This window comes from Synechococcus sp. A10-1-5-9 (assembly GCF_047716785.1).
Taxonomy (GTDB): domain Bacteria; phylum Cyanobacteriota; class Cyanobacteriia; order PCC-6307; family Cyanobiaceae; genus Synechococcus_C.
Genome location: NZ_CP180406.1, coordinates 1,209,608 through 1,230,103, shown reverse-complemented (window position 1 = coordinate 1,230,103; position 20,496 = coordinate 1,209,608). Strand labels below are relative to the sequence as shown.

Annotated in this window: 31 protein-coding genes, 1 tRNA gene and 3 pseudogenes; 2 read left to right on the top strand and 33 right to left on the bottom strand. The window is 60.1% G+C overall.

Features of this window, described 5'->3' with window-relative positions:
- Window positions 1-19: 19 nt before the first annotated feature.
- A pseudogene (locus ACLM45_RS07070) lies at window positions 20-788 on the bottom strand (NlpC/P60 family protein).
- A gap of 17 nt (window positions 789-805) precedes the next feature.
- Here ACLM45_RS07070 and ACLM45_RS07065 point away from each other — a divergent pair.
- Window positions 806-1,704 (top strand): annotated as a pseudogene (locus tag ACLM45_RS07065) (serine hydrolase).
- A gap of 15 nt (window positions 1,705-1,719) precedes the next feature.
- Here ACLM45_RS07065 and ACLM45_RS07060 read toward each other — a convergent pair.
- Window positions 1,720-1,807, bottom strand: a tRNA-Ser gene (locus ACLM45_RS07060).
- 34 nt (window positions 1,808-1,841) lie between these two features.
- A pseudogene (gene alr / locus ACLM45_RS07055) lies at window positions 1,842-3,024 on the bottom strand (alanine racemase).
- 73 nt (window positions 3,025-3,097) lie between these two features.
- Here alr and ACLM45_RS07050 point away from each other — a divergent pair.
- Window positions 3,098-3,595 (top strand): HNH endonuclease, encoded by a 498-nt coding sequence (locus ACLM45_RS07050; RefSeq protein ID WP_415411377.1) that lies wholly within the window; start codon window positions 3,098-3,100, stop codon window positions 3,593-3,595.
- A 1-nt stretch (window position 3,596) separates the two neighbouring features.
- Here ACLM45_RS07050 and prfA read toward each other — a convergent pair whose 3' ends face one another.
- The 30 genes from prfA to rplC form a co-directional block, all read right to left on the bottom strand.
- Window positions 3,597-4,694 carry a peptide chain release factor 1 gene (gene prfA, locus ACLM45_RS07045; RefSeq protein ID WP_415411248.1) on the bottom strand — a complete coding sequence of 366 codons (1,098 nt, stop codon included), beginning with the start codon at window positions 4,692-4,694 and terminating at the stop codon, window positions 3,597-3,599.
- Between the two features lie 114 nt (window positions 4,695-4,808).
- Window positions 4,809-5,066 (bottom strand): 50S ribosomal protein L31, encoded by a 258-nt coding sequence (gene rpmE, locus ACLM45_RS07040; RefSeq protein ID WP_006042233.1) that lies wholly within the window; start codon window positions 5,064-5,066, stop codon window positions 4,809-4,811.
- 8 nt (window positions 5,067-5,074) lie between these two features.
- A complete protein-coding gene (gene rpsI / locus ACLM45_RS07035) occupies window positions 5,075-5,479 on the bottom strand; it encodes a 30S ribosomal protein S9 (RefSeq protein ID WP_006042232.1) in 405 nt (134 codons plus the stop codon).
- On the bottom strand, window positions 5,476-5,928 hold the full coding sequence (rplM, locus tag ACLM45_RS07030) for a 50S ribosomal protein L13 (protein ID WP_006042231.1): 453 nt from the start codon (window positions 5,926-5,928) through the stop codon (window positions 5,476-5,478). Before rplM ends, rpsI begins: the two co-directional genes overlap by 4 nt.
- A gap of 166 nt (window positions 5,929-6,094) precedes the next feature.
- A complete protein-coding gene (truA, locus tag ACLM45_RS07025) occupies window positions 6,095-6,964 on the bottom strand; it encodes a tRNA pseudouridine(38-40) synthase TruA (protein WP_415411376.1) in 870 nt (289 codons plus the stop codon).
- Window positions 6,965-6,984: 20 nt separating this feature from the next.
- Complete coding sequence (rplQ, locus tag ACLM45_RS07020) at window positions 6,985-7,335, bottom strand: 50S ribosomal protein L17 (RefSeq protein WP_006042229.1); 351 nt, start codon at window positions 7,333-7,335, stop codon at window positions 6,985-6,987.
- Between the two features lie 36 nt (window positions 7,336-7,371).
- Window positions 7,372-8,310 (bottom strand): DNA-directed RNA polymerase subunit alpha, encoded by a 939-nt coding sequence (locus tag ACLM45_RS07015; RefSeq protein ID WP_006042228.1) that lies wholly within the window; start codon window positions 8,308-8,310, stop codon window positions 7,372-7,374.
- A 45-nt stretch (window positions 8,311-8,355) separates the two neighbouring features.
- A complete protein-coding gene (rpsK, locus tag ACLM45_RS07010) occupies window positions 8,356-8,748 on the bottom strand; it encodes a 30S ribosomal protein S11 (RefSeq protein ID WP_006042227.1) in 393 nt (130 codons plus the stop codon).
- A gap of 57 nt (window positions 8,749-8,805) precedes the next feature.
- Window positions 8,806-9,171 carry a 30S ribosomal protein S13 gene (rpsM, locus tag ACLM45_RS07005; RefSeq protein ID WP_006042226.1) on the bottom strand — a complete coding sequence of 122 codons (366 nt, stop codon included), beginning with the start codon at window positions 9,169-9,171 and terminating at the stop codon, window positions 8,806-8,808.
- A 74-nt stretch (window positions 9,172-9,245) separates the two neighbouring features.
- Window positions 9,246-9,359: a 50S ribosomal protein L36 gene (rpmJ, locus tag ACLM45_RS07000; RefSeq protein WP_006042225.1), complete on the bottom strand. Its 114-nt coding sequence runs from the start codon at window positions 9,357-9,359 to the stop codon at window positions 9,246-9,248.
- Between the two features lie 47 nt (window positions 9,360-9,406).
- Complete coding sequence (locus ACLM45_RS06995) at window positions 9,407-9,958, bottom strand: adenylate kinase (protein WP_006042224.1); 552 nt, start codon at window positions 9,956-9,958, stop codon at window positions 9,407-9,409.
- 90 nt (window positions 9,959-10,048) lie between these two features.
- A complete protein-coding gene (gene secY / locus ACLM45_RS06990; RefSeq protein ID WP_415411247.1) occupies window positions 10,049-11,368 on the bottom strand; it encodes a preprotein translocase subunit SecY in 1,320 nt (439 codons plus the stop codon).
- A gap of 106 nt (window positions 11,369-11,474) precedes the next feature.
- On the bottom strand, window positions 11,475-11,927 hold the full coding sequence (gene rplO / locus ACLM45_RS06985) for a 50S ribosomal protein L15 (protein WP_006042221.1): 453 nt from the start codon (window positions 11,925-11,927) through the stop codon (window positions 11,475-11,477).
- 5 nt (window positions 11,928-11,932) lie between these two features.
- Window positions 11,933-12,580, bottom strand: a complete 648-nt coding sequence (gene rpsE, locus ACLM45_RS06980; RefSeq protein WP_006042220.1) for a 30S ribosomal protein S5 — start codon at window positions 12,578-12,580, stop codon at window positions 11,933-11,935.
- Between the two features lie 13 nt (window positions 12,581-12,593).
- On the bottom strand, window positions 12,594-12,962 hold the full coding sequence (gene rplR, locus ACLM45_RS06975) for a 50S ribosomal protein L18 (protein WP_415411246.1): 369 nt from the start codon (window positions 12,960-12,962) through the stop codon (window positions 12,594-12,596).
- A gap of 33 nt (window positions 12,963-12,995) precedes the next feature.
- Window positions 12,996-13,535, bottom strand: a complete 540-nt coding sequence (gene rplF, locus ACLM45_RS06970; RefSeq protein WP_006042218.1) for a 50S ribosomal protein L6 — start codon at window positions 13,533-13,535, stop codon at window positions 12,996-12,998.
- Window positions 13,536-13,550: 15 nt separating this feature from the next.
- Window positions 13,551-13,952 (bottom strand): 30S ribosomal protein S8, encoded by a 402-nt coding sequence (rpsH, locus tag ACLM45_RS06965; protein ID WP_006042217.1) that lies wholly within the window; start codon window positions 13,950-13,952, stop codon window positions 13,551-13,553.
- 19 nt (window positions 13,953-13,971) lie between these two features.
- On the bottom strand, window positions 13,972-14,511 hold the full coding sequence (gene rplE / locus ACLM45_RS06960; protein ID WP_006042216.1) for a 50S ribosomal protein L5: 540 nt from the start codon (window positions 14,509-14,511) through the stop codon (window positions 13,972-13,974).
- Window positions 14,512-14,560: 49 nt separating this feature from the next.
- Window positions 14,561-14,917 carry a 50S ribosomal protein L24 gene (gene rplX / locus ACLM45_RS06955; RefSeq protein ID WP_415411245.1) on the bottom strand — a complete coding sequence of 119 codons (357 nt, stop codon included), beginning with the start codon at window positions 14,915-14,917 and terminating at the stop codon, window positions 14,561-14,563.
- 2 nt (window positions 14,918-14,919) lie between these two features.
- A complete protein-coding gene (gene rplN, locus ACLM45_RS06950) occupies window positions 14,920-15,285 on the bottom strand; it encodes a 50S ribosomal protein L14 (protein WP_006042214.1) in 366 nt (121 codons plus the stop codon).
- Window positions 15,282-15,548, bottom strand: a complete 267-nt coding sequence (rpsQ, locus tag ACLM45_RS06945; protein WP_006042213.1) for a 30S ribosomal protein S17 — start codon at window positions 15,546-15,548, stop codon at window positions 15,282-15,284. The genes rplN and rpsQ overlap by 4 nt, the downstream gene beginning before the upstream one ends.
- Before the next feature lie 17 nt (window positions 15,549-15,565).
- Window positions 15,566-15,775 (bottom strand): 50S ribosomal protein L29, encoded by a 210-nt coding sequence (rpmC, locus tag ACLM45_RS06940; RefSeq protein ID WP_006042212.1) that lies wholly within the window; start codon window positions 15,773-15,775, stop codon window positions 15,566-15,568.
- 2 nt (window positions 15,776-15,777) lie between these two features.
- Window positions 15,778-16,251: a 50S ribosomal protein L16 gene (rplP, locus tag ACLM45_RS06935; RefSeq protein ID WP_006042211.1), complete on the bottom strand. Its 474-nt coding sequence runs from the start codon at window positions 16,249-16,251 to the stop codon at window positions 15,778-15,780.
- Between the two features lie 16 nt (window positions 16,252-16,267).
- A complete protein-coding gene (gene rpsC, locus ACLM45_RS06930; RefSeq protein ID WP_006042210.1) occupies window positions 16,268-16,999 on the bottom strand; it encodes a 30S ribosomal protein S3 in 732 nt (243 codons plus the stop codon).
- A gap of 19 nt (window positions 17,000-17,018) precedes the next feature.
- Window positions 17,019-17,384 carry a 50S ribosomal protein L22 gene (gene rplV / locus ACLM45_RS06925; protein ID WP_006042209.1) on the bottom strand — a complete coding sequence of 122 codons (366 nt, stop codon included), beginning with the start codon at window positions 17,382-17,384 and terminating at the stop codon, window positions 17,019-17,021.
- 4 nt (window positions 17,385-17,388) lie between these two features.
- Window positions 17,389-17,664: a 30S ribosomal protein S19 gene (gene rpsS, locus ACLM45_RS06920; protein WP_006042208.1), complete on the bottom strand. Its 276-nt coding sequence runs from the start codon at window positions 17,662-17,664 to the stop codon at window positions 17,389-17,391.
- A 35-nt stretch (window positions 17,665-17,699) separates the two neighbouring features.
- Window positions 17,700-18,563, bottom strand: a complete 864-nt coding sequence (gene rplB, locus ACLM45_RS06915; RefSeq protein WP_006042207.1) for a 50S ribosomal protein L2 — start codon at window positions 18,561-18,563, stop codon at window positions 17,700-17,702.
- A 15-nt stretch (window positions 18,564-18,578) separates the two neighbouring features.
- The gene (locus ACLM45_RS06910) at window positions 18,579-18,881 is read right to left on the bottom strand and encodes a 50S ribosomal protein L23 (protein ID WP_006042206.1); all 303 of its coding nucleotides are present in this window, start codon (window positions 18,879-18,881) and stop codon (window positions 18,579-18,581) included.
- On the bottom strand, window positions 18,874-19,509 hold the full coding sequence (rplD, locus tag ACLM45_RS06905) for a 50S ribosomal protein L4 (RefSeq protein WP_006042205.1): 636 nt from the start codon (window positions 19,507-19,509) through the stop codon (window positions 18,874-18,876). Before rplD ends, ACLM45_RS06910 begins: the two co-directional genes overlap by 8 nt.
- Complete coding sequence (gene rplC / locus ACLM45_RS06900) at window positions 19,509-20,165, bottom strand: 50S ribosomal protein L3 (protein ID WP_006042204.1); 657 nt, start codon at window positions 20,163-20,165, stop codon at window positions 19,509-19,511. The genes rplD and rplC overlap by 1 nt, the downstream gene beginning before the upstream one ends.
- Between the last annotated feature and the right edge of the window lie 331 nt (window positions 20,166-20,496).

Here is a 20,496-nt window from a genome sequence, read left to right as displayed (position 1 = left end):
AATCTCGTATGGCAGCAACTTAATCGGCGCTTGGATTCGTTTTGAGATCAGCCAGGGTGGTGCCGTCGTGACATCGCATGATCCGACCAGCCCCACGCAGTTCGGCTCTGTAGTGACTGGCCACAGGGTGTCGGTCGCTGGGATGGAGGCTGTCGATGCCGATGCCATTGCGTCCATGCTCCCGTCCTGAGCTGTGCATGTAGCGGCCGCGTTCGAGGTGAATCGCTACATGCGTACAGCGTTGCGGTCGCCCGAAAAAAATCAGATCACCTGGTCGCAGAAGTTGGTCATTGCCTGGCCGAACCGCGACGGGTTCGCAAAAGCGTTCCTGCTGATAAGCGTCTCTGGGCAGCCAGATGTCGGCACTTGCGAAGGCACACACTGCACCAGTCCTGAGCAGTCGAGATCAGGGCCCAGCGTTCCGCCCCAGAGGTATTCATTCGGGCGAGCGGCGGCAACCTTGAGCCATTCGAGGACCGCAGGAATCCGTGCCGCGATCGCGTCACTCGTCAACAGTCGAGGCCGGGGAGAGCCGTTGTGCGTGCCTGCCCGGCGAGATCGGCCACATTCAGCCAGCAGGGATAGCCATCCTCAATCAGTTTCACCCGAATGCGGTTGCCGCCGAGCGTGTCCAAAGGGGTGATCACGCGAAAACTCCGGCCCGCAGCTGCCTGGGTTGCAAGACTTTCACCACGGGAACGGGAATAACCGTTGAGGTCCTTCAGGAGCTGCCAGCAGCTTCCTGGAGTGATGAGATCTGGAGCCAATGGAGTGCCTAGGGTCGGCATTGACTGAAGCCAGTGCCATGGCGTTCTACCGCCCCGAGCCAACGATGCAGGAGCATCTGGCTGCTCTGATCGATCGACTCGCTGCCGAAGGCCGCCCCGGTCTGCATGATCGGATCGCCGTGACCTGGGTGCGCTACGACCAATCAATACCAGTGACTGGCAGTGGTTGCGGGGCCTCTTGGGCGGACCAGAAACTCATGTATCCAGCCAGCGTTGTCAAGCTGATTTATGCAGTGGCAGCGGAGCACTGGCTGGAGAGAGATGTCCTTCCTGATAGTGAGGAATTGCGCCGAGCTTTGCTCGACATGCTGGCTGACTCCAGTAACGATGCCACCGGCTTGATTGTGGACTTTCTTACCGGACACCAAGTGGTCCCGCCTTGCGCTCACCGGCCTGGGAGCAGTGGCAGCAACAGCGTCTGGTTGTGAACCGGTGGCTCAAGGATTTCGGATGGCCCGAACTGGACCAGGTGAACTGCTGCCAGAAAACCTGGAGTGACGGACCTTATGGCCGCGAAAAGGCTTTCTACGGGGAGGGCAATTCCAACCGAAATGCACTCTCCACGGCCGCAGTGGCACGCATGTTGGAGGCTGTGATGACAGATGGAGTCCTCTCTCCACCGGCCTGCCAGCGCCTGCGGAATCGATTGCTGCGATCTCTGGATCCAGAGGCGAGAGCGTCTGATCCAGAGAATCAGGTTGACGGCTTTCTCGGCGAAGGGCTGTCCCCAGTCAGCACGCTTTGGAGCAAGGCCGGTTGGATGAGCCAGGCGCGACACGATGCTGCCTGGTGGTGTTTGAACAATGAACCTCCCAGTCTGCTTGTGGTGTTCACCGAAGGTGCAGAGCTGGCGAATGACGAAGCTCTGCTCCCAGCTATCGCCCACAATCTGGCGCTCTTCGCACCCAGCGATTGATCACGTTTAATTCAACGGAGAGGGAGGGATTCGAACCCTCGACAGAAGTTGCCTCCTGTAACTCCTTAGCAGGGAGCCGCTTTCAACACTCAGCCACCTCTCCAGCGGCTCGCCCACCTTATCAAGAGGTCGTGCCTTCAGACCACCAAGCGGGGCAAGCGATGTTTGAAGCTGCACAGCACTTCCCAAGGAATCGTATGGGACAGTTCGGCCCACTCCAGCGGATGAATCACTTCCTCGCCATCAGATCCAAGAAGGGTCACCACATCACCCACATCCAGAGCTGGGTGGTCGTGTGGCATCTACCAACAGCTGATCCATGGTGATCGCACCCACCTGCGGTAGGCGTTGGCCAGCGTGCAGCACTGAGATCTGGCCGGATAGAGAACGGCTCACTCCATCGGCGTAGCCGATGCCCACCACGGCCAGTCGGCTGGGACGGCTGGTGATGAAACGATGTCCGTAGCTCACGCCCACTCCTGCAGGCACAACGCGGATCAGGCTCACCCGCGCCTTCACTCCCATCGCTGGTTCCAGATGCACGCTTTGGTTCAGATGCTGACTGGGTGAATGGCCATAGAGAGCCAAGCCGACGCGCACCTGGTCATGGTGAAGGGATGGGTCGCGAAGCGTGCCGGCTGAATTGGCGAGATGGAGTTGGAGGGCTTCGCTGCGAAGGGACCGCGTCACGGCGTCAAAGCGCTCCTGCTGCAGTCGAGTGATGCGCTCAGCATCACCCTCGGGACCTCCATCGGCCATAGCGAGGTGGCTGTACACGCCACGGAGTATCAGATGGTCGAGTTGCTGGATGGCCGCCGTGAGACGACTGCCGTCCTGCCAGTCGCAGCCGAGTCGGGTCATTCCTGTGTCCAGCTTGAGCTGAACGGAGAAGCGACGGCCGCTGCCGCTGGCAAGGTTTTGGCAGAGCAGCGCTTCACGCATGCTGCTCAAGGTGGGCATCAGCTGCCAATGCAGGCAGGCCCGCAGGTCTTCAGCCTGAATCAGGTTGCCGAGCACAAGAACAGGGAGTTCGAGCCCGGCCCGTCGCAGTTCAATCCCCTCCTGCAGGGTGGCCACGCCAAGGCTGGCGGCTCCTCCACAAATGGCTGCTCTGGCGACCGTCTCAGCTCCATGCCCGTAGCCGTCGGCCTTGACAACGGCCATAAGGGCACAGCCAGGTTTCAGAATCCCTTTCAGTGCTCGTGCATTCTTTTCCACAGCCTGTGCGGAGACTTCCATCCAGGCCCGTTGACGGGGGTCGGCCCCGGTCTGGTGCACGAGTCCTGCAGATCGTTGGTTGTCGACGAACAGGTCGGACATGGGGGCTTGGTAGTGGGGGTCACAAGGCGTCATTTGTGACCCCGATAGCATGCCGTTTAATCTGGGAGCTGGCATGGGCCAGGTTCTCGTTCTCAATGCGTCCTACGAACCTCTGAACATCACCACTTGGCGTCGAGCTTTGGTGATGATGCTCAAGGGCAAGGCTGAGAGCCTCGAACATGATCCTCATCGGCTCGTACGCCGAGATGTTCATGTCCCAACGGTGATCAGGTTGCGGCAGTTTGTTCGTGTTCCATTCAGGCAGGTCCCACTGACCCGTCGCAACGTGTTTCAGAGAGACAATCACACCTGTCAGTACTGTGGCGCCAAGGAGAATCTCTCGATCGACCACGTGATGCCTCGCAGTCGCGGCGGTGGCGACAGCTGGGACAACGTGACCACAGCCTGTATGCGCTGCAACGTCCGAAAGGGGAATCGCACGCCCCAGGAAGCGGCCATGCCTCTCCGGAAAATGCCAAGACGACCGCTCAGCAGTTTGAGTTTCGATGCCGTCCGTCAGATCAACTCTGGTCGGCACAGTGAGTGGGCCAAATATGTGATCGGCGCGTGATTCAGTCGTCCGATTGCTGACTGAGCGCTGCCAGCTTGCTGCGCTGTTCCTCAGCGATACAAGCACCGATCACATCCTCCATTTGTCCCTGGAGTACTGGATCAAGGCTGAAGTTCCGGCCCAGCCGATGATCTGTGACCCTGTTGTCTTTGGCGTTGTAGGTGCGAATCTTCTCACTGCGATCGCCTGTGCCCACCTGGGCGCGTCGCGCGGAGCTTTCCCGGGCGTTGGCTTCCGCTAATTGGCGCTCGTAGAGCTTGGCCCGCAGAATCTCCATGGCCCTCTCCCGGTTCTGAAGCTGGGATCGTTCCTGGGTGCAAAACACACGGATTCCGCTGGGGCGATGCATTAGATCCACGGCGGTTTCGACTTTGTTGACGTTCTGCCCTCCAGCTCCACCGGATCGGGCTGTACTGATCTCCAAATCGGCGGGTTCGATCAGCACTTCGACGGGGTCTGCTTCTGGCATGACGGCCACGGTGGCAGTGGATGTGTGAACGCGTCCTTGCGATTCTGTGGCTGGGACACGTTGCACGCGGTGAACTCCAGCTTCAAATTTCAGCTCACTGAACACTGAATCTCCTTTCACCGAGAGGATCAGCTCCTTGAAGCCCCCAAGGTCGGCCTCACTGGCACTCACCGGTTGAACCGTCCAGCCGCGCCTGCTGCTGAAGCGTTCATACATCCGTGCAAGATCGCCTGCCCAGAGGCAGGCTTCATCGCCGCCGGCACCAGCACGGATCTCAAGCATCACACTGCGTTCATCCCGGGGATCCTTCGGCAGCAGTGCCAGTGTGAGCCGTTGAATCAGGACTTCATGGCGCTTGTCCAGCTCCTCCAACTCAAGTTGCGCAAGGTTGGCCATCTCCTCATCACCACGGCTATCACTCAGGAGTTCTCTGGCCTGTTCCCGCTCCGCTTGCACCGATTGCAGGCTGGTGTAGTCGTTCACCAGGGGTTCGAGTCTGGATCGTTCTCGAGCGATTGACTGCAGACGCGTGGGATCTGAGGCCACATCTGGATCCGCCAATTGGCGCTCCAGGTTGTGGAAACTGTCGCGTGCCGCTTCGAGGCGACTGATCAACGTCGATGGATCCATTCCCTCAGAGATGGTGCCGATGCCTGGTCTGCAACGAAGGACGGTGGGTCAACAAAAACCCCCGATGGCAGTGGTGTTACTGCCTTCGGGGGAACATTCATGGCAAAACACCAATCAGGCGTCTGCTTTCTCGCCACTTTTTTTGTCATCTGCAGCCTTGTCTGCTCCGCCCATGCCGTATTTGCGCATGAAACGATCCACACGCCCCTCCGTGTCGAGGATTTTCTGAGTGCCTGTGAAGAATGGATGGTTGCCGCTCCACACATCAACGTGGATTTCGGGCTGCGTGGAGCCAGTGGTCATCACCACTTCTCCGTTGCAGATCACCTTGGCATCGGGATACCAGGTGGGATGGATTTCGGGCTTGGGCATGACAGAAATCAGCGCTTGGAGAACTGGGGAGCTTTACGGGCTTTCTTGAGGCCGTACTTGCGACGTTCCTTTGCCCGTGGATCTCGGCTGAGATGGCCTTCGGTCTTCAGGGGCTTGCGGTTGTCGGCTGAAAGCTCACACAAGGCGCGAGCGGCGCCCTGCTTGATGGCATCAGCTTGGCCGGTCAGTCCACCACCACGGACGTTCACGAGAACGTCGTACTCCGTGAGGAGACCCAACGTCTGCAGTGGGGCACGTACTGCAGACAGGTAGGCGGGGTTGTAATTGAGATAGTTATCGCCGGGGCGACCGTTAATCGTGATGGTGCCGTTTCCTGGCACTAAGCGCACACGGGCCACAGAGGTTTTGCGGCGGCCGGTACCCCAGTAGACGACAGAATTGGAGGTGCTCATTGGGCGGTGGCGGCGGGATCGAGCTGCAGGGGCTTGGGCTGTTGGGCAGCGTGAGGGTGCTCGGCACCCTTGTAAACCTTCAATTTGCGGAACATCTGCCGACCCAGGGCGTTGTGGGGAAGCATGCCTTTGATGGCCTTCTCCACGATGCGTTCTGGCAGGCGCTCCTGCAGGTGAGCGAAGGTTTCCACCTTCATGCCTCCGGGGCGACCGGAGTGACGGCGGTAAAGCTTCTGCTGAGGCTTGTTACCGCTTACCCGAATCTTGTCGGCATTCACAACGACAACGAAATCGCCGGTGTCGAGGTGAGGGGTGAAACTGGCTTTGTTCTTGCCGCGCAGCACGGAAGCCACCTCGGTTGCCAGTCGGCCGAGGGTTTGATTCTCAGCGTCCACCAGATACCACTGGCGGTCGATCGAATCGATGGAGGGGACAGAGGTCTTGTTCATCGCGCCGGCATGCCGGTTCTGATATGCCCCGTCGCGAGCGACGAAGCTGGGCAGGGAGCATTGGTTACGCCGTGGCGTTCCAACCAGAGCTCAAAGATCGACTTTACCTTGTCGCCTGACCCCAACCTCAAAGTTCGGTTGGCGTCGGTGCGGTTCAGGTGCTGAATCACCATCCTGGAGGATCCGGAGGTGGATCTTCTGTGGCTAGAGAAAAAGTCGGTTGACAATCGTACCAGCCGCCCTTGCTGAAGATGGTGTCCTCGTAGCCTGCTCTGAGCAAGCACAAGCCCTGGGGTGGTGCACCGTCTTTGACCTCCTCACGCCGTCGTTCCCGCCAGCGGCGCTCGAACTGTTCTGGGGTGAGTCGATGTTCACCAACGGCCACCAGTTGCCCCATCAATAGGCGCACCATTCCATAGAGAAAGCCGGTGGCCTGAATCTCCAGGTCAATCAGATCGCCTCGCCGTTGAACGGAGACGTCCTGAATCGTGGTTCTCGAATGAGCTCTGCGACTTCCAGCGCGCTGGAAAGCTGCGAAGTCATGACTGCCAAGCATTCCCCCCAAGGCTTCAGCCATCGCATGCTCATCAAGACGCGCTTGATAGCGATGCCAGCTCCAGGGCGCGAGAAAGAGATTGGGTCGCCGGCCGTTGTAAAGGGTGTAGCGATAGCGCCGGTAGGTGGCCGAGTAGCAGGCATGCCACGAAAGAGGCCGTTCCACGGCTTCACGGACCCTGATGCTGGCGGGTAGCCGGCCATTCAGTGCTGGAGCCCAGCGATTGGCGGGAATCGGACCACTGCTGTCGAAATGCACCACTTGTCCGGCTGCATGCACACCGGCGTCAGTGCGGCCAGCGGCCACGGCATGGACGGGACGATGGGGGTCGAGATCTGCGATGGCCTGTTCAAGTACGCCTTGCACGCTTGTGCCCTGTCGTTGCCGCTGCCAGCCACAAAAAAACGACCCCGCGTACTGGAGGCTGATAGCAATCCGCTGGGGGGGATTGGTTTCAGGTCCGGGTCGGGGGTCGTGAATCGTGCTCTGATCCGAAGGGTTCAGACCAACTCAATGATGGCCATCTCGGCATTGTCGCCACGGCGGCGAACTGTGCGGGTGATCCGGGTGTAACCACCTTTGCGATCGCTATAGCGGTCGGGCGCTTTCTCGAAGAGAGCATGCACAAGCTGTTTGTCGTACACGTAACCGAGCACCCGTCGCCGTGACGCCAGGCTGCCTTCCTTGGCCAACGTGATCATGCGCTCGGCTTCATCCCTCAGGGCCTTGGCGCGGGCTTTGGTTGTCGTGACCCGGCCTTCGCGGATCAGCTGCGTGGTCAGGCCACGAAGCATGGCTTTGCGCTGGTCAGCTGGGCGGCCCAGCTGAGGAACTCGACATTGGTGACGCATGGTTCGGGTGAGGACTTGGAATGGAGTGAGGAACGATCAGGCGCTGGTGCGACTTTGGGGAATCTGGATGCCGATGCGCTCGAGGGCCTCGATCACTTCGTCAGCCGACTTGGATCCGAAGTTCTTGATCTCCAGCAGATCCTCGTAGCTGAAACCCATGAGATCGGAAACCGAGTTCACCTGAGCTCGCTTCAAGCAGTTGTAGGCACGAACCGAGAGGTTGAGTTCCTCGAGAGGAATCTGAGCCTCTGCAGTGGGCTCGGGTTCTGCGCTGACCTCTTCGACCATGGTGACCGTGGCCAGAGGCTGAAACAGCTCGATGAGCTGATTGGCAGCCTGGGCAATGGCATCGTCTGGGGTGATGGATCCATCGGTCACCACCTCCATGCGCAGACGCTCTCGGGCTGATCCACCTTCGGCAACGGCCGTTTCGTCGATGGTGAAGTTCACCCGATGCACCGGCATGAACACAGCATCGATCTGCAGCAGGTCGATGGCGCTGGTGTCTTCGTTGTGGCGATCCACCGGCCTATAGCCGATGCCTCGCTCCACATGCACCTCGAGCTCGAGGCTGTAACTCTCGCCCACCGTCGCGATCACACGCTCTCCGTCAATCACCTGCACCTGAGATGAAAACTGCAGGTCACGGGCCTTAACGGTTGCCGGTCCGGCCACCACCAGACGTCCGATCTCCAGCTCGCTGGTGCGGCTGTTCACGGTGATTTGCTTGCAATTCAAGAGAATGTCAAGAACATCCTCGCGAACACCTGGGATGGTGGCGTATTCATGATTGACACCAGCAATCCTCACGGCGGTGACCGCTGTGCCCTCGAGATTGCCCATCAGCACACGACGCAGCGAGTTGCCGAGAGTCGTGGCCTGACCACGCTCTAAGGGGCCGATGAGAAACACACCGGTTTGTGAGCGATCGTCAGCGATCTGATGCTCGATACGGTCGATCTGGTATTGCAACACTGTCTGAGGCGGGGGGAGAGAGGGACCTGAACGGAAACGCGTGGATCAGACGCGACGACGCTTGGGACGGCGGCAGCCGTTGTGGGGCAACGGCGTGACATCACGGATCAGGGTGATCTCCAAGCCGGCGACCTGCAGAGCACGGATGGCGGTTTCTCGTCCAGAACCGGGGCCGCGAACCAGCACTTCGATTTGACGCATCCCTTGATCAAGTGCGCGACGAGCAGCGGCCTCGGCTGCGGTCTGTGCTGCGAAGGGCGTGCCCTTACGAGCACCTTTGAAGCCGCTGGCGCCGGCCGATGACCAGGAGATGACCTCTCCGGTGGTGTCGGTAATCGAGACGATCGTGTTGTTGAACGTGCTCTGAATATGCGCAACGCCGTTGGGGACGTTGCGTTTGGCCTTCTTCGGGCCGGATTTCTTGACGGTCTTGGCCATGGGCCTGGGGGTGATGGGGGCTGGAGGAACGGAGCAATCCGAACGACTGCAAGAGGCTTACTTTTTCTTGCCGGCCACGGTCTTGCGGGCGCCGCGACGGGTTCGTGCGTTGGTGCGGGTTCGCTGGCCGCGAACAGGAAGGCTCATGCGATGGCGGCGGCCACGCAAGCAGCCGATGTCCTGCAGGCGCTTGAGGGCCATGCCCTCCTGCCGGCGCAGATCACCCTCGATCGTGAAGGCTTCGGTGGCGCCACGCAGTTTCTGCACATCACCATCCTCTAGATCCTTGACGCGTATGTCTGGGTTGACACCTGTCTTGGAGAGAATGGTTTTGGCCCGGGTGAGGCCGATTCCGTAGATGTAGGTGAGGGCGACTTCGATCCGCTTGTCACGGGGAATGTCGACACCAGCAATCCGTGCCACTGAGCTAATAATCGAGGGGGACAGTTGCCGCCTTGGGCGGCGAATAAGCGATCAGAATTTCAGACGTAGGACGTTCAGCCCTGACGTTGCTTGTGCTTCGGGTTCTCGCAGATCACCATGACGCGACCATGGCGACGAATCACCCGGCACTTGTCGCACATTTTCTTGACCGAGGCGCGCACCTTCATTGGGTGTGGCTCTCCAAAATTCCAAACAGCTAACCTATCACAGAGGGTCAAGCCAGATTTGCTTCAAGTCTTGTGGTGATGTCTTCTACGCTGCCCTGAGCGTCGATGGAGATCAACAGTCCCTTGGCTCGGTAGTAGTCGATCAGCGGGGCGGTCTGCTTGCGATACACCTCGAGACGATTGCGAATGACCGATTCGTTGTCGTCCGCTCGACCCCTGGCAAGCAGTCGCTCGACAAGGACCTCGTCGTCGAGTTCCAGAAGAACGACCGTCTCGATGCTTTGTTGCAGTTCTCCGAGCAGGGGCTCCAGTGCTTCGGCTTGCGCAACATTGCGAGGAAATCCATCGAGAAGCCAGCCCTGGCCCTTCAGCGCTGTGAGCTGAGAACGGACGATGGCGAGAACCAGGTCATCGCTGACGAGCTCGCCGCGGTTCATGACCGCTTCGGCTTCCTTGCCCAGGGCGCTGCCTGCTGAAACCTCAGAGCGCAGCAGATCGCCGGTGGAGAGATGGCGAAGTCCGTGGGTGTCGCAGAGGCGTGAAGCCTGGGTTCCCTTGCCTGCCCCTGGGGGGCCGATGAACAGCAGACGTTGCTTCATGGTGTCGATGGGATGGGTCAGGGGATAAAGCGATGGGGCGGTACGGTGGCGTACCAAGTTCGTGCTTCAGGCGTAACGCTTTGGTGCTCTCTATTGGCGCACCATGCCCTCGTAGCGCTGTGAGATCACGTACGTTTGAACCTGCTTGGCGGTGTCGATGGCGACGCCGACCAGAATCAGGAGGGACGTTGCGCCGAGTCCTTGGAATGTGGTGACGCTGGTGGCGCGCTCGACGGCGGAGGGGATGATGGCGACAGCCCCCAGAAATAAGCCTCCGAGCAGAGTGAGTCGATTTTTGACGCCTTCGAGATAGTTGGCTGTGGCGCTCCCAGGGCGGACCCCTGGGATGGCCACGCCACCGCGTTTGAGATTGGTGGCGACTTCTGTTGGATTAAAAGTGAGCGAGGCGTAGAAGTAGGAGAAGCCCAGGATCAAGGAGAAAAACAGAAGTGCGTACGGCCATGGGTTTGATGCACTTGGGTTCAACGCGCTCGCTGCGGTAATCAACAGTGGGCTCTGACTGAAATTGGCGATTGTGATCGGTAGGAAAATCAGCGCAGAAGCGAAAATGATCGGCATTACGCCACCAGCGTTCAACTTCAGAGGCAAATAACTCTGACGGTTGGGGAGGAGAGCGGATCCACCCACCTGGCGTTTGGCACTCACGATCGGCAGCCGTCGAGCCCCCTCCTGCACGAAAATGATTCCAACGATGGTGACCAAGAAAACCAAGACCAGCACGATGATCCCAAACACGTCGCTTCGGTCACCCGTCTGGGCTTTCTCAATGGTGGACCCGAGAGCCTGAGGCAGGGTGGCCACGATGTTGAGGAAGATCACCAGGGAGGCTCCCTGGCCAATTCCTCGCTCAGTGATCACTTCGCTGATCCACATCACGATCATCGAGCCGGTGACCAGAGCCAGAGCTGTCTGCGTAATGAATACGCCGTCTGACAAACCCTCAAGTGCGTAAGGCCGAAGAATTACAGCAAAGATCACGCTCTGAATCAGTCCCCAACCCAACGCTACGTAGCGGGTGATTTGGGCAATTTTGCGTCGACCGGCTTCTCCCTCGTTTTTCTGTAGATCTTCGAGCTGGGGCAGAGACGCAGTCAGCAGCTGCAGGATGATCGAAGCGTTGATGAAGGGCAGGATCCCGAGGGCAAAGATTCCAAGGGTGGAGATGCCTCCACCGGTGAAGATGTCGAGGAATCCAATCAGCTGCCCTCCCTGCTGGATGAACTGCTGGAAGGCAACGCGGTCGATGCCGGGCATGGGGATGTAGATGCCAAGGCGCACCAACATCAGCAAACCCAGAGTGGTCAGAACCCGGTTGCGTAGCTCCGGATTCCGTACCAGTTGGGTGATGACTTCAGCGGCACTGGGGTTGCGTCCCCGACTGACGAGCATGAAACAGAGAGCGTGGGTGTGGGCTGGATGCAGGAAAGCCGTCCGCGGATCGAAATCCTGCGGACGGCTCAGACCTTAGAGCTGGGCGTTACGGCCTTGAAAGGTCTCACTCCGGAAGTTCGCAGGTTCCACCAGCGGCTTCGATTTTGGTGCGAGCTGATGCAGTGAAGGCGGCAGCTTGAACTGTGAGTTTGGTCTTTAGTTCTCCATTCCCCAGAATTTTCAGGGGATGTTTAGGGCTTGTGACGATGCCGCCCTTCACAAGAGAGTCGAGATTGACCGTGCTGCCGTCCTTGAGGTCGTTCAAAGCCGACACATTCACCACAGTGAACTGCTTGGGGTTCACTAGAGGGAAATGCTTCAGTTTCGGGACCCTGCGGTACAAGGGCATTTGGCCACCCTCGAAGCCGGGGCGCGTTGGCCGGCCCGAGCGGGACTTCTGACCCCGCATCCCGAAGCCGCAGCTCGCACCCTGGCCAGCGGCGATGCCACGACCTTTGCGCAGTTTGCGGCGACGGGCGCCTTTGTTGGATTTAAGGGATTCGAGTCGGAGAGTCATGGGAGTCAGGAGTAGATCTGCTCGAGGGAGATCCCCCGTTCCTTGGCGGTCTCTTTGTGGGTGCGGAGACTGTCCAGAGCCACCATGGCGGCTCGCGCGTTGTTGAGGGGAGTCTTACTGCCCAGGCGCTTGGCCAGCACGTTCTTGATGCCGGCGAGCTCGAGGACGGTGCGGATTGATCCACCGGCGATCACGCCCGTGCCTGGAGCCGCGGGGCGGATCAGAACACTGGCTGCGCCATCACGCCCGTTGGAGAGGGTGGGAATTGAATTGTGACGGGTGAGCGGCACCTTCACGAGATGCTTTTTGCCATCGGCGACGCCCTTGCGGACGGCTCCGATCACATCACCGGCCTTGCCGACGCCGACACCCACCTGTCCACGCTCGTTTCCGACGACGACGATCGCTCGGAAACTCATTTTCTTACCACCTTTGACGGTCTTGGAGACCCGGCGGATCTGCACCACGCGCTCCTGCCATTCGGAGTCGCGCTCCTGGTTGCGACGGTCGCCGCGACGGCCACCGCGACGGTCGCCGCGGTCACCACGTCCGCCGCCACCGCGGCGTTGCTCCTGCTGTCCTTCGGCCGCTGCCGGGACATCAGCCGCCGATGGGATGTCGTTGGGATTGGTTTGAGGGTTGGAATCGGTCATGTTGAGAGCAGGATCAGAACTGAAGGCCCGCTTCCCGGGCGGCGTCGGCAAGGGCTTTCACCCGGCCGTGATACAGGTTGCCGCCACGATCGAAGACCACCTGTTGGATGCCCTTGGCCAGGGCACGCTTGGCGACGAGTTCGCCGACGGCAACGGAAGCATTGCAGGTGCTTCCTGTGTCCTTGATGCTCGTGCGCAGGTCCTTGTCAAGCGTCGAGGCCGAGCAGAGCGTGCTCTGTGCGGCATCGTCGATGACCTGGGCGTAAATGTGGCTGTTGGAGCGAAACACAGCCAACCGGGGACGGTCGGCTGTGCCGCTGAGATGGCGACGCAGGCGCCGGTGGCGCTTCTGGGTCTGTTGTTTGCGAGAGAGGGTCGACATGGTGGGTTATGCGGAGGAGTGTCTGGCGGGGAATTACTTCTTGCCTGACTTGCCTGCCTTGCGCAGGATGCGCTCGCCCGCGTACTTGATGCCTTTGCCCTTGTAGGGCTCAGGCGGACGGATGGCGCGGATCTTGGCCGCCTCATTGCCCACCAGCTCCTTGTCGGTGCCGGAGACAGTGACGTTGGTGTTGTTTTCAACGGCGAAGGTGATGCCTTCAGGGGCCTGTACCTCCACCGGGTGGCTGTAGCCGGCACTCACCACGAGGGTCTTGCCTTTCACTTGAGCCCTGGAGCCGACGCCCACGATTTCAAGTTTCTTGGAATACCCGTTGCTGACGCCTTCGATCATGTTGGCGACCAGGGTGCGGCACAGTCCGTGGCGCTCTCTAGAGAGGCGCTTCTCGCTGGTGGGAGCCACCACAATGGTGTTCTCCACTTGATTCACGCTCACACCGTCGGGGAGCGTGCGCTTCAGTTCGCCTTTTGGTCCCTTCACGGTGACAGCGAGTCCGTCAAGACTCACACTCACCTTGTCGGGAATGGGAATGGGGGATTTACCGATACGTGACATGGTTCTGGCTCCGGATCAATAGACGTAACAGAGCACTTCACCGCCGACGCCCTGCTTGCGGGCATCGCGATCGCTCATCACACCCTTGGAGGTGGAGATGATGGCCACCCCCAGTCCACCGAGGACTTTGGGAAGTCCTCGGGTGTTCTTGTAGATGCGCAGACCGGGCTTGCTCACCCGTTGCATGGAGCGGATGGTGGGCAGTCGGTGCTTGCCGCTGTACTTCAGTTCCAGCACCAAATTGGTGTGAACTCCTTCGCCTTCTTCGCTGATCTCAGCGATGAAACCCTCCTGCTGCAGCACCTTGGCGATGCTGCGGGACATGCGGGATGCGGGGACTTTGGTGTTCTGGTGACGTTTCTCACTCGCATTACGAATGCGGGTAAGCATGTCGGAAATAGGGTCGTGGTTGGCCATGGTGGTTTCCGAGGAGGGCTCAGTTGCTGCGGAATGGCATTCCCATCTCGCGGAGGAGGGCCCGGCCCTCTTCATCCGTGCGGGCAGTGGTCACGATGGTGATGTCCATGCCCCTGATGGCATCGATTTTGTCGAAGGAGATTTCAGGGAAGATGATTTGTTCTCTCACCCCCAGGGTGTAGTTGCCGCGGCCGTCGAAGCTTTTGGGGCTGACTCCTCTGAAGTCGCGGATTCGGGGGAGCGCCAGGTTGATGAGTCGCTCAAGGAACGCATACATGCGTTCGCCACGAAGGGTGACGGCACAACCGATCGGCATGCCTTGGCGGATTTTGAAACCGGCAATGGCTTTCTTGGCGCGGGTTACCACCACTTTTTGGCCGGTGATTTGAGCCAGCTCGTTCACCGAAGCCTCGAGGGACTTCGCGTTCTGGGCGGCTTCGCCAAGTCCTCGGTTGACGGTGACTTTCACCACCTTGGGGACTTCGTGGATGTTGGAGAGACTCAGATCCTTCAGCAGTTTGGGCTGAATGGTCTCCCGATAGCGCTGTTTCAGTGACATGGCTGGGGGATGGGACTTCTGGGCTTGGTCAGAAGGAGGATCGGGGTGATCAGTCGATCACCTCGCCTGTTTTCTTGAGACGGCGCTTCTTGCTGCCATCTTTCTCGGTGATCAGCTCGACTCGGCTGGCCACCTTTTTCGTGGTGGAGTAGAGCATCACGTTGGAGGCATGTAGCGATGCCTCTTCGGTGACGATCCGTCCGCTCTCACCCTCTTGGGTTGGCTTCACGTGGCGGGTGCGCATGTTCACGCCCTCCACGATCACGCGGTTTTCGTTGGGCAGCGTGCGCAGCACTTCTCCGGTCTTGCCCTTGTCCTTGCCGGCGATGACCTGAACGGTGTCGCCTTTGCGCAGACGCATCTTGATGCGCTGGGTTGGAGCGGATTGGGAGGTTGCAGTGGCCATGATCAGATCACCTCCGGAGCGAGGGACACGATTTTGGTGAAGTTGCGCTCGCGCAGCTCACGGGCCACGGGGCCGAAGACGCGGGTGCCCTTGGGGTTCTTGTCGTCGTTGATGATCACGGCGGCGTTGTCGTCGAACCGGATGGAATTGCCGGTGTCACGACGCAGGGTCGCCTTGGTGCGAACCACCACAGCCTTGACCACATCGGACTTTTTCACGCCCATGTTGGGCATGGCGTCTTTGACGGCGGCAACAATCACATCACCGACGTGGGCGTAGCGACGGTTGGTGCCCAGCACACGGATGCACTGGATGCGCTTGGCGCCGCTGTTGTCGGCGACGGTGAGGAACGATTCCTGCTGGATCATTTTTGAGCTCCCTCAGCCTTGGGACTGTGGCTGAGCACTTCGGCGACGGCCCAGCGCTTGTGACGGCTGAGCGGACGAGTTTCGGTGATGCGAACCCGGTCGCCGACGCGAACACTGTTGTTCTCGTCGTGAGCTTTGTAGCGGGTGGTGCGGCTCACCGTCTTTTGATAGATGGGATGTGGGAAGCGGTTTTCCACCGCCACCACCACCGTTTTGTCCATCTTGTCGCTGACGACGGTGCCGACCCTTTCCTTGAGTGCCATGGGAATGAAGCGGGGGATCAGGAGGCGGTGGAGCTTTGACGCTCCTTTTGCACCGTCAGCAGCTGAGCCAGCTTGATGCGGCTCTGCTTGAAACGGTGGGTGTTACCCAGCTGCCGGGTGGCTTGCTGGAAGCGCAGATCGAATAGTTCACGGCGCAGGCCGTTGATTTGATCTGTGATGTCTGCGTCGGAGAGCTGACGCAGCTCGGAAGCATTGGGACGTGCCATGGTCAGGACTCCACGGTGGCGGCAGCAGCAGCCGGGGCATTGGCTCCCGTGGACTGCTCCTGTTCATCGAGGCTGATGAACTTGGTCTTCACAGGGAGCTTGTACTGCGCCAGGCGCATGGCTTCCTTTGCGATTTCGGGGGTGATTTCATCACCACCCATTTCAAACAGGATCCGACCGGGTTTGATCACTGCCACCCAGAATTCCGGGTTGCCTTTACCGGAACCCATACGGGTTTCGGCGGCACGCATGGTGACCGGTTTGTCCGGGAAAATTCGGATCCAGATCTTTCCGCCACGTTTGACGTAGCGGGTCATGGCACGACGGCTGGCCTCGATTTGACGCGAGGTAATCCAGCCACATTCTTGTGCCTGCAGGGCGAACTGACCGAAAGCGATGGTGTTGCCACGGGTGGCGACGCCACGCATGCGGCCGCGCTGCTGCTTGCGGAATTTGACGCGTTTTGGACTCAGCATGATTCAGGCCTCCTGTTCACCCCTCGTTGGAGCGGTCTTCGAACTGTTGGGGCCTGCGGCCGGCCCGACGCCGCGGGGTTGCCCCCACAGGCAGTTGCTGCTGGGCTTCATCCCCCAGCACTTCGCCCTTGAACACCCAAACCTTGATCCCCAGCACGCCGTAGGTCGTGCTGGCCACCTTGGTGGCGTAGTCGATGTCAGCGCGCAGGGTGTGAAGGGGAACACGCCCTTCGCGGGTCCACTCGGTCCGGGCAATCTCGGCTCCGTTGAGGCGACCGGACACCTGGATCTTGAGGCCGAGAACGCCAGCCCGCTGGGCTCGCTGCACGGCCATGCGGATTGTGCGGCGGAAGGCCACCCGCTTTTCCAGTTGTTGGGCGATGTATTCGGCCAACAGAAATGCGTCGGCATCGACCCGTTCCACTTCAACCACGTTGATCCGGACCTGACGGTTTGGATCACCAACAGTTTTCTGGATGCCGGAGCGAAGATCCTCGATGCCGCTGCCCTGGCGGCCGACCAACACGCCGGGACGTGCGGTTTTGAGTTCCACTTCAAGTTGATCGGCCTTGCGGGCGATCAGAACATCACTGATGCCGGCGGAGCCGTACTTCTTGTGGATGAACTTGCGGATCCGATCATCCTCTTGGAGGAGGGTCGGATAACTTTTGCTGGAGGCGTACCAGCGGGACCGGTGTTCCTGGGTGATCCCCAGGCGTAAGCCGGTTGGATGGATTTTGTGTCCCATCAGTCGGTGTGCTCGGGGGTCAGGAGTCGGTCTGGGATGCCACAGCAATGCTGATGTGACAGGTCTGCTTTTTGATCGCGTAGGCGCGTCCCTGGGCGCGGGGCCGATAGCGCTTCATGGAGGGGCCCATATCGGCGCTGGCCTGGGAGATCACCAGGGTGGACGGGTCAAGGCCGAGGTTGTGCTCGGCGTTGGCCACTGCAGAACGCAGCACCTTGGTGATCGGGCCGGTGGAGCGATAGGGCATGAACTCGAGCATGATCAGCGCGTCGCGATAGGTGCGTCCGCGGATCTGATCGAGCACCCGCCGCACCTTGGACACGGAGCCGCGGATGAAGCGGCCGTGGGCTTGGGCGGTGGTTGCCGTTGGGGATGACGTTGTCATGGACTCAGCGGCCTCCTTTCTTGTCTTTGATGTGGCCCTTGAAGGTGCGGGTCGGAGCGAATTCGCCCAGCTTGTGACCGACCATCTGCTCGGTCACGAAGACCGGCACGTGGGTTTTGCCGTTGTGTACGGCAATGGTGTGACCGATCATCATCGGCAGGATTGTGGAGGCCCTGGACCACGTCTTGATCACCGACTTGTCATCGGCGGCATTCTGCTTTTCAACCTTGCGAAGAAGGCTGTCAGCGATGAAAGGGCCTTTTTTAAGTGAACGTCCCATGGCGGATTAAGCGAACAGCAAAACGGTGATGAACATCAGGAGTCGCGTCCGCCACGGCTCCGCTTGGACGTCTTGCGACGCTTCCGGAGGACGAACTTGTTACTCGGCTTATTGCGCTTGCGAGTCTTAAGACCAAGGGCAGGTTTGCCCCATGGGGTCACAGGACCAGAGCGGCCGATGGGTGCTCGACCCTCGCCACCACCGTGGGGGTGGTCGCAGGGGTTCATCACACTGCCTCGCACCTGGGGACGACGTCCCAGCCAGCGACGACGACCGGCTTTGCCCAGGCTGGTATTGCGAATCTCGGAATTACCGACTTCGCCCAGCGTGGCGTAGCACTCGCGTCGGACCAGACGCACCTCAGTGGAGGGCAGTTTGAGGGCGACGTAGTCGCCTTCCTTCGCCATCACCTGGGCACTAGCACCGGCTGTGCGGACCATCTGGCCTCCTCGTCCGGCGTAGAGCTCGACGCAATGCACACTCGAACCGAGTGGCACGGAGGAGAGCGGCATGGCGTTGCCGTCCTCGATCGGGGCATCAGGCCCTGAAATCACTGTCTGTCCGACCGTGATCCCAGCAGGGGCAAGGATGTAGCGCTTTTCTCCATCGGTGTAGAAAAGCAACGCCAGCCGTGCATTGCGGTGCGGGTCGTAATGGATGGCCGCCACCTTGGCGGGCACACCGTGCTTGTTGCGTCGGAAATCAACGACGCGGTACTGCCGCTTGTGGCCACCGCCGCGATGGCGGCAGGTGATCACGCCGCGGTTGTTGCGTCCCTTGCGGCGGTGTTTGGGCACCACAAGCGAGCGTTCCGGCTTGCGGCCGGTGACTTCACTGAAGTCGGTGACCACCCGGGTGCGGGTTCCGGGGGTGTAGGGGCGGAAAGTGCGAATTGCCATGACGTTTCAGACCCCTCAGGACTCAGGGAAGAGTTGGATGGAGTTGCCCTCGGCGAGGCGCACCACGGCCTTTTTCACCTGGGCACGCTTGCCGGCGAAACGGCCGACCCGACGGCTGCGGCGAGGGGGGTTCATGGTGCTGACGCCAGTGACCTTGACATCGAAGAGTTGCTCGACAGCTGCTTTGATGTCTGGCTTGGCAGCTCGGTGATCCACCTCAAATGTGTACTGGTTGAGTTCCAGTGCACGGGTGGCTTTTTCAGTGATCAGCGGCCGGCGGATCACATCCGCCAGGCGTCCGGTGAAGCGCTCAGTCATCGCCGTAAACCTCCTGGATGGTTGCGAGAGCCTCTTCCCCCAGCACCAGCGCATTGGCGTGGAGCAGGTCGAAGACATTGAGTTGGTTCGCTGCGATCAGCTTCACCTTCTCGAGGTTGCGGACGGAGCGACGGAGCACCTCCGAAGGGTTCCCCACCACGATCAGAACTTTGGAATCGGCTTCAATGCCCAGGCGTCCGAGGGCATCGGTGATTTCCCGGGTCTTGGGAGCCTCAAGAGATGCTCCAAAGTCCTTCACCACGGTGACGTCGTCGATGCGAGCCATCAATGCGGTGCGCAGGGCCAGGCGACGCTCCTTACGGTTCATCGCCAGGTTGTAGGTGCGTGGCTTCGGTCCGAAGACGATGCCGCCACCGGGACGGAGAGGCGTACGGATCGAACCCTGACGTGCTCGACCTGTGCCCTTCTGCTTGTAGGGCTTGCGACCGCCACCGCGGACTTCTGACCTGGTGAGAGTGCTTGCGGTGCCTTGACGGCTGTGGGCCTGCTGGCGCAGGACCGCACGGTGCATCAAATCAAGGGCTGTGGTCTCTTTGGCAACCTTCAGGTCCAGGGAGGCCTTTCCGGCTTCCTTGCCCTGCCAGTCGCGGACTACACAGTTGGCCATCACTTACCTCCTTTGGCGGGCTTGGCACCCACGCGGTTGGCGGGTCGGATGTTGAGCAGCGCACCGGGCTTGCCAGGAACGGAGCCCTTCACCACCAATAAATTGCGGTCACTGTCCACTCTGAGGATGGTGAGACCGCGCGTGGTGGTTTTTTTGCCGCCGTAACGCCCGGCCATGCGCTTACCGGGGTAGATGCGACCAGGCGTTGTGCCCGCGCCGGTGGAGCCCGGTTCACGGTGATTTTTGGAACCGTGCGTCATCGGACCGCGGCTGAAGCCATGGCGCTTCTGGTAACCCGCGAAGCCGCGTCCCATCGTGTCGCCGCTGACGTCAACCTTCTGGCCGGCTTCGAAGTCACCCACGGTGACGGCGCCACCGAGTTCCAGGCCGTCGACATCGTCGACGCGGTACTCACTGAGGTGACGGAGCACACCTTCACCGGATTTGGCGAGGTGTCCCTTGGCTGGTTTGTTGACCAGCTTGTCGCGGGTCTCCCCGAAGCCGATCTGGACGGCGCTGTAGCCGTCAGTTTCTGTTGTTTTGAGTTGGGTGATCCGGCAAGGCCCCGCCTCGATCAAAGTGACCGGGACGGCTTTGCCTTGCTCGTCGAAGAGCTGGGACATACCCAGTTTCTTCCCAAGGATGCCGATGGACATGGGAGGTAATGACGCCAGCGTGGACAACCCCGTTCGCATGGCCGAAGGCGCATGAACGGTGGCCTGGTGGGCGCTGATCGTAGTGACGCAGTCATGGCCGAAACGGCCGGCAGCATGACCACCGGATCGATTCGGAATGGGGCTAGCGAGCGAATCAGCTGGCTGGGACTTGCCCGATCGGATGGATCGGTAGTTTCCCGGCAACACAACAATCGGAATTCTTGTGCTGCTCTGGCCTAGGACCCGGCGCACTCGCCGGATCTGCTCTTGGAACTGGAGGCCCGGCTAGCGGACGGGCACAGATCTTCAGAGCAAACAAAGACACTACATC

Coding starts and splice junctions, on each gene's coding strand:
- rpmC (WP_006042212.1), bottom strand. CDS start 15,775: ATGGCACGTCCCAATGCTTCCGAGCTGCGTCAGCTCTCCGACGCAGAC.
- secY (WP_415411247.1), bottom strand. CDS start 11,368: ATGCTCGTCAGTCGGGGACGCAACCCCAGTGCCGCTGAAGTCATCACC.
- rplO (WP_006042221.1), bottom strand. CDS start 11,927: ATGACTCTCCGACTCGAATCCCTTAAATCCAACAAAGGCGCCCGTCGC.
- rpsQ (WP_006042213.1), bottom strand. CDS start 15,548: ATGGCACTCAAGGAAAGGGTCGGCACCGTCGTCAGCGACAAGATGGAC.
- rpsK (WP_006042227.1), bottom strand. CDS start 8,748: ATGGCCAAGACCGTCAAGAAATCCGGCCCGAAGAAGGCCAAACGCAAC.
- rpmJ (WP_006042225.1), bottom strand. CDS start 9,359: ATGAAGGTGCGCGCCTCGGTCAAGAAAATGTGCGACAAGTGCCGGGTG.
- rpsS (WP_006042208.1), bottom strand. CDS start 17,664: ATGGGACGTTCACTTAAAAAAGGCCCTTTCATCGCTGACAGCCTTCTT.
- rpsC (WP_006042210.1), bottom strand. CDS start 16,999: ATGGGACACAAAATCCATCCAACCGGCTTACGCCTGGGGATCACCCAG.
- rplC (WP_006042204.1), bottom strand. CDS start 20,165: ATGTCCATCGGCATCCTTGGGAAGAAACTGGGTATGTCCCAGCTCTTC.
- rplB (WP_006042207.1), bottom strand. CDS start 18,563: ATGGCAATTCGCACTTTCCGCCCCTACACCCCCGGAACCCGCACCCGG.
- rplE (WP_006042216.1), bottom strand. CDS start 14,511: ATGTCACTGAAACAGCGCTATCGGGAGACCATTCAGCCCAAACTGCTG.
- rplX (WP_415411245.1), bottom strand. CDS start 14,917: ATGGCCACTGCAACCTCCCAATCCGCTCCAACCCAGCGCATCAAGATG.
- rpsE (WP_006042220.1), bottom strand. CDS start 12,580: ATGACCGATTCCAACCCTCAAACCAATCCCAACGACATCCCATCGGCG.
- rplV (WP_006042209.1), bottom strand. CDS start 17,384: ATGACAACGTCATCCCCAACGGCAACCACCGCCCAAGCCCACGGCCGC.
- rplF (WP_006042218.1), bottom strand. CDS start 13,535: ATGTCACGTATCGGTAAATCCCCCATTCCCATTCCCGACAAGGTGAGT.
- rplM (WP_006042231.1), bottom strand. CDS start 5,928: ATGAACAAGACCTCTGTCCCCTCCATCGATTCGATCGACCGCCAGTGG.
- rplN (WP_006042214.1), bottom strand. CDS start 15,285: ATGATCCAGCAGGAATCGTTCCTCACCGTCGCCGACAACAGCGGCGCC.
- rpsH (WP_006042217.1), bottom strand. CDS start 13,952: ATGGCCAACCACGACCCTATTTCCGACATGCTTACCCGCATTCGTAAT.
- rplQ (WP_006042229.1), bottom strand. CDS start 7,335: ATGCGTCACCAATGTCGAGTTCCTCAGCTGGGCCGCCCAGCTGACCAG.
- rpmE (WP_006042233.1), bottom strand. CDS start 5,066: ATGCCCAAGCCCGAAATCCATCCCACCTGGTATCCCGATGCCAAGGTG.
- ACLM45_RS06910 (WP_006042206.1), bottom strand. CDS start 18,881: ATGACTGAGCGCTTCACCGGACGCCTGGCGGATGTGATCCGCCGGCCG.
- rplD (WP_006042205.1), bottom strand. CDS start 19,509: ATGGCCAACTGTGTAGTCCGCGACTGGCAGGGCAAGGAAGCCGGAAAG.
- prfA (WP_415411248.1), bottom strand. CDS start 4,694: ATGGATCCATCGACGTTGATCAGTCGCCTCGAAGCGGCACGCGACAGT.
- ACLM45_RS06995 (WP_006042224.1), bottom strand. CDS start 9,958: ATGAAGCAACGTCTGCTGTTCATCGGCCCCCCAGGGGCAGGCAAGGGA.
- ACLM45_RS07050 (WP_415411377.1), top strand. CDS start 3,098: ATGGGCCAGGTTCTCGTTCTCAATGCGTCCTACGAACCTCTGAACATC.
- rplP (WP_006042211.1), bottom strand. CDS start 16,251: ATGCTGAGTCCAAAACGCGTCAAATTCCGCAAGCAGCAGCGCGGCCGC.
- rpsI (WP_006042232.1), bottom strand. CDS start 5,479: ATGAGCACCTCCAATTCTGTCGTCTACTGGGGTACCGGCCGCCGCAAA.
- rplR (WP_415411246.1), bottom strand. CDS start 12,962: ATGTCGACCCTCTCTCGCAAACAACAGACCCAGAAGCGCCACCGGCGC.